The 4,828-nt window shown below is 59.3% G+C and carries 5 protein-coding genes; 1 reads left to right on the forward strand and 4 read right to left on the reverse strand.

The window, feature by feature from the left end; all coding sequences use genetic code 11:
- From ABJN75_RS00785 to ABJN75_RS00800, 4 genes are all read right to left on the reverse strand, one after another.
- The coding region (locus ABJN75_RS00785) for a hypothetical protein (RefSeq protein ID WP_348435902.1) at nt 1–641 on the reverse strand (641 nt) is incomplete at its 3' end.
- A 145-nt stretch (nt 642–786) separates the two neighbouring features.
- A complete protein-coding gene (gene traG / locus ABJN75_RS00790; RefSeq protein ID WP_348435904.1) occupies nt 787–2,697 on the reverse strand; it encodes a Ti-type conjugative transfer system protein TraG in 1,911 nt (636 codons plus the stop codon).
- Complete coding sequence (gene traD, locus ABJN75_RS00795) at nt 2,684–2,899, reverse strand: type IV conjugative transfer system coupling protein TraD (RefSeq protein WP_035522480.1); 216 nt, start codon at nt 2,897–2,899, stop codon at nt 2,684–2,686. Before traD ends, traG begins: the two co-directional genes overlap by 14 nt.
- A 4-nt stretch (nt 2,900–2,903) precedes the next feature.
- Entirely contained in the window at nt 2,904–3,167 is a 264-nt protein-coding gene (locus tag ABJN75_RS00800; RefSeq protein ID WP_348435907.1) for a TraC family protein, read from the reverse strand.
- Between the two features lie 256 nt (nt 3,168–3,423).
- On the opposite strand from ABJN75_RS00800, the gene ABJN75_RS00805 reads away from it, so the two are divergent.
- On the forward strand, nt 3,424–4,828 hold a 1,405-nt coding region (locus ABJN75_RS00805), incomplete at its 3' end, for a MobA/MobL family protein (RefSeq protein ID WP_348435909.1).

Consider the following 4,828-nt stretch of genomic DNA (forward strand, 5'->3'; position numbering starts at 1 on the left):
ACCTTTCCAGCCAGATCGGGCGACAACTGACTGTCCGAGACGGGCGGCTTGCGAGCCGGGCGCTGCGCCTGCTTTGCCTTTATCCGTTCGCCGATCTCGTCTGCGAGTCCCGAAAGAAAAGCCTCTTGGCGCTTAGACTGAGCAATCATGGAGGCCGACACGCCCGCACGTTGGTACTCGGCGATCTGCCATTTCAGCTGTTTGAGGTGGCTCGACACCTTGGTTTCCGGTTTACGCAAGGCGGTAATGCCAAGCTCCGGGTTCTCCGAAAGAAGCTTCTGTATTTCCTCAATTAGAACTGCTCGAGCGCGAATATGCGCTTCCCATTGATCGCGACGATCTTCAGTGCGTGATGCAGATAACGGCTCATGGAAGGGAGGCTCACCGCGGAGATGCGCGAGCGCTTCCTCCTTCGCAGCTACTTCAGTGGAATAGACATCAGAGAAATATGGGTCATCCCGGTCATCGACATCGGCAATGCAGAACTTCCAACCACGGTCCTGAGGAAAGACGGTGATGCGAATTTGGCCATCGACCATCGTCGGGTTGCCGTTCTCAGAAATCACCCAGCCTTCCGCACTCGATCGAGCGTCTCCATCTCTCGTACTCGATTTGCCAAACAGCCATTTGAGAAACGACATGGTCCCCTCCAGTTGCAATCCATTGTCGACAGATCGCGATCTCTGACAAGCAGGGGATCAGAGTATTAGGTACCGCGACGGAGAAGTTGATCCAGTTCTTGCCGTTCGCGACGGGCGACTCCATTCACTACATTGCCGAGGATTGTTATTTGTGAAACCGGTTTGTCGCAACGACCGATTTCATGTCATCGCGCCGGAACCAGATGGCGCGCCCGCAGCGGAGCGGCGGATTGCTCGAGGTGAACACGATCTGCTCGTCCCCGCGCATGCGCAGCAATTCTTCCGGTAATATCAGAGGCCGTGCCGCCAACTGCCTGGAGCGCGTTCGCGACGACCCCGACATCTGCGATGTGCGGCTCAACTGGTCGACCTCCACCGTGGTATTGCCGCAGCGTCGCGAGATGTAGTCGGCGGTCTCGGGATCGTGGATTGCGGCGAAGGATACCCATGAGGCGCTCTCGAACCATTTCGATGCGGCGTCACGACCACCATAGGTTTCGCGCATCTGGCCGATCGACTGAAAAAGCAGAAGCAGGCTGATGCCGTATTTACGACCGGCATCGCGCGCGGTCTCGAGAATACGCAGGTAGCCGAGCCGAGCCACCTCATCGAGCAGGAACAGGGTGCGGCCTTTGATCTCGCCATTTCGGTTGTAGATGGCGTTGAGAAGCGCGCCGATGATGGTGCGGGCACACCCCGGATGGGCCTCCAGTGTTTTAAGGTCGAGGTTGACGAAGATGTCGGTTCTGCCGCCGGCGATGTCATCGGTCGAGAAACTCGAACCTGAAACGAGTGCAGCATAGTTCGGGTAGCTCAGCCAGTGTGTTTCCTTGATCGCGTTGGCGTAAACACCGGAGAAGGTTTCCGGCGTCATGTTGACGAAGGCGGCGACGTTCTCTCGAACGAATGCGGATTCTGAATTGTCGTGGATCCTCTGCAATCGCTCGCGCAATTTGGGCTCAGGTTCGGACAAGTTCATGCGCATCTGGCGCAACGTCTGGTTTTCCTTTTCCGTATGCCCTGACAGGCAGACGTCGGCGATCAGCGCGGTGATGAGTTGCAGGGCGGAGGCGCGGAAGAAGTCGTCGCGCATTGAAGTCTGACGTCCGGTATCGGTCACAACCCAGCTAGCGACGGCGACGACATCCTCCTCCTTGGTACCGCCGAACCTGCCGATCCAGTCGAGCACATTGAACCCGACCGAAGCGTCCTTGGGGCTGAGCACGAAAACATCGTGCCCAGCACGCCGCCGCTGATCGATCACCATGGGTGCGGCCTCGTTTGACGGATCGAGCGCAACGAGCCCTCCACCCCATTTGAGCGCCGTAGGGATCGTTACCGAAGTGGTCTTGAACCCGCCCGATCCGGCAAAGACCAGTCCGTGCGTTGATCCGAACGAGGCGTCGAAGCAGAGCAGCGATGACTTCCCGCCATTGCCCCATGTATCCTCGACGTCGGCCCGGAATGGTTGGTTCGCCACACTGTCCTGGTCGACGCGATATGCCTCGCCAAGGACAATACCGCCACCCTCACAGAACATATTCTTGGCGGCGGCGACGGACATCCAGTCGGCTGATCCGTGGATTGCGCGCTTTCCCGTCATCCGCCGCGGCTTCATTGTCGCGAACGCTGCATCACCACTGAGAGCGACGCGGAATGCAAACATGCCGGCGACGAAGCAAAGGATTGCGCCGATGCCGGTCGAAGGATCGGCATATTCGAGCAGGCTGTGTCCCGCCGGAACCGTATCTGCAAAACCGCTGAGGCGTCTAAATTCCCGCGTCGCGGCAACGGCGATCACGGCAATTGCACCGGTCAGAACACCGTAGCCGGCGAACCTGATCGCCATTGCTCCGCGCGCTGCAAACAGGAAAACGATGCCGAGACCCGCGGCTAGGCCATAGGGTATGGCGATGCCGATCCGCCCAAACGTCTGTTGCGTCTCAACCGAATTTCCAAATTGCGCCAACCAGGCTTCGGAACCTTTTAACCCGATGCAGACCGCGATCATCATGCCGACAGGCGCGAGCAGAAGAATGAGCTTACTCGGTGTCATCTGAAAACGCCTCCGCTCCGATCGCCATCAACCGTTCTCGCTCATTCTCGTCGCCTTCGATCCGCCGCGTGCCGTCGATCAGAAGGCCAAGCAGGAGCGCGCGCTTCTCGTAGCGCAAGCCTGCCTTGGCAATCAGGCCGCCGAGCTGAATTTTCTCGCGCGTGTCCTTCCTGCGCTTTTCCGATTGGCTTGCTTGTCGCATGCGCTCAAGCCTCGCTATTTGCGCGCGAAGCCGCGCCAGACGGGTTTTGCGCGGGAGGGACTTTCCGGATCTCGCTGCCGCGCTCACGAAACCGTTTGGCCAGGTCCTCAAACGCCGTCAGCAGCTTGCCCTCGTCGGCTTCGACTTTGCCAATCCCGGCCTTGAGCGCGATCCGGCCGATCCGCTCGGCCTCACGCGTCTCTGCGGCCTTCAGCTGCTCCTGGAGCTTGGCGATCTCTTCTTTGATTCTGGATGGTGGCTTCTTCATTCCGTTTGCTCCCGATTGTCACGAATGCCCCGAAGGCATGAGGAGAATCGCCCGGGAGCGCGTGAAGCGCATCCCGGCAGAAATGCCGGGTCGGCAGATCCGACGCTTTGAGAGATCATCCCAGCGTTCCGAAGGAATGCGTCCAAGGGCGCAGTAATACGTCGCTGGGGCGACGTGGCTCGCCGCGGCCCCAGTCGGGCCGGGGCGGCGGCCTGCGGAACAAGGATGAACTTGTCTCGCAGGAGCCTGATGAACCGTGGCGATCACGCATTTTACACCCCAGCTTATTTCCCGTGGAAATGGCCGCAGCGCCGTTCTGTCCGCAGCCTATCGCCATTGCGCGAAAATGAGCCACGAGGCGGAAGCGCGCACCGTCGACTATTCAAACAAGAAGAACCTGGCCCACGAAGAATTCCTGCTACCCGCCGATGCTCCGAAATGGGCGCTGGACATGATCGCCGATCGTTCGGTTGCCGGGGCAGCGGAAGCCTTCTGGAACAAGGTAGAGGCATTCGAAAAACGCAACGACGCCCAGCTCGCCAAGGAATTCATTGTCGCTTTGCCCGTCGAGCTTACTCGCGACCAGAACATCGCGCTCGTCCAGCAGTTCGTCTCAGAGCAGGTGCTCGCTCGCGGGCAAGTGGCCGATTGGGTCTTCCATAACGATCCCGGCAATCCGCATATCCATCTGATGACGACATTGCGTCCGCTCACCCAGGACGGGTTCGGTTCCAAGAAGGTCGCGGTGATTGGCCCGGATGGAGATCTGGTTCGAACCAAAACCGGGAAAATCCAATACAAACTTTGGTCCGGCGAGAAGGCGGAATTCCTCGAACAGCGGCAGAGATGGCTCGATCTCCAAAACCAGCATCTGACGATGGCCGGTCTCGAAATCCGTGTCGATGGCCGGTCCTACGCCGAACGCAGCATCGACATCGCGCCGACAACCCATATCGGCGTTGCGGCAAAGGCGCTGCAGCGCAAGGCGGGCGATGCGGGAACCAGGATCGATCTCGAACGGCTGGAATTGCATGAGGCCCAACGGAAAAAGAACGCCGTTCGGATCGAGCACAGGCCTGAACTCGTTTTCGATATCATCACATCCGAACGAAGCGTCTTCGATCAGCGCGATATCGCCAAGATCTTGCATCGCTATGTCGACGATCCCGAGCGCTTCCAGTGGCTTCTGGCGCGGATTACGGAAAGCCCTGACTGCCTGAAACTCACTGACGAGACAATCGACTTTGCGACCGGGGCACGGGTTCCCGCGCGCCTCACGACGCGTGCGATGATCAGACTCGAAGCCGAAATGATTTCCCGCGCAAACTGGCTTTCGGGAAGGGACGGGTTCGCGGTTGCGGCGAAAGTCCTGGAAACCGTCTTTGCCCGGCATGATAGGCTGTCGGAAGAACAGCGTACTGCCATTGGACATGTGGCAGGATCGGAGCGGATTGCAGCGATAGTGGGCCGGGCAGGAGCCGGCAAGACCACGATGATGAAGTCAGCCCGCGAGGCTTGGAAATTGGCCGGATACAACGTCGTTGGTGGTGCGCTTGCAGGCAAGGCGGCGGAGGGTTTGGAGAAAGAGGCCGGCATTCCCTCCCGTACGCTGGCGTCGTGGGAGCTCAATTGGAAACAGGGACACCGGCGTCTCGATGGCA

Origin of the sequence: Hoeflea sp. (assembly GCF_039975035.1) — a bacterium.
Lineage (GTDB): Bacteria > Pseudomonadota > Alphaproteobacteria > Rhizobiales > Rhizobiaceae > Hoeflea.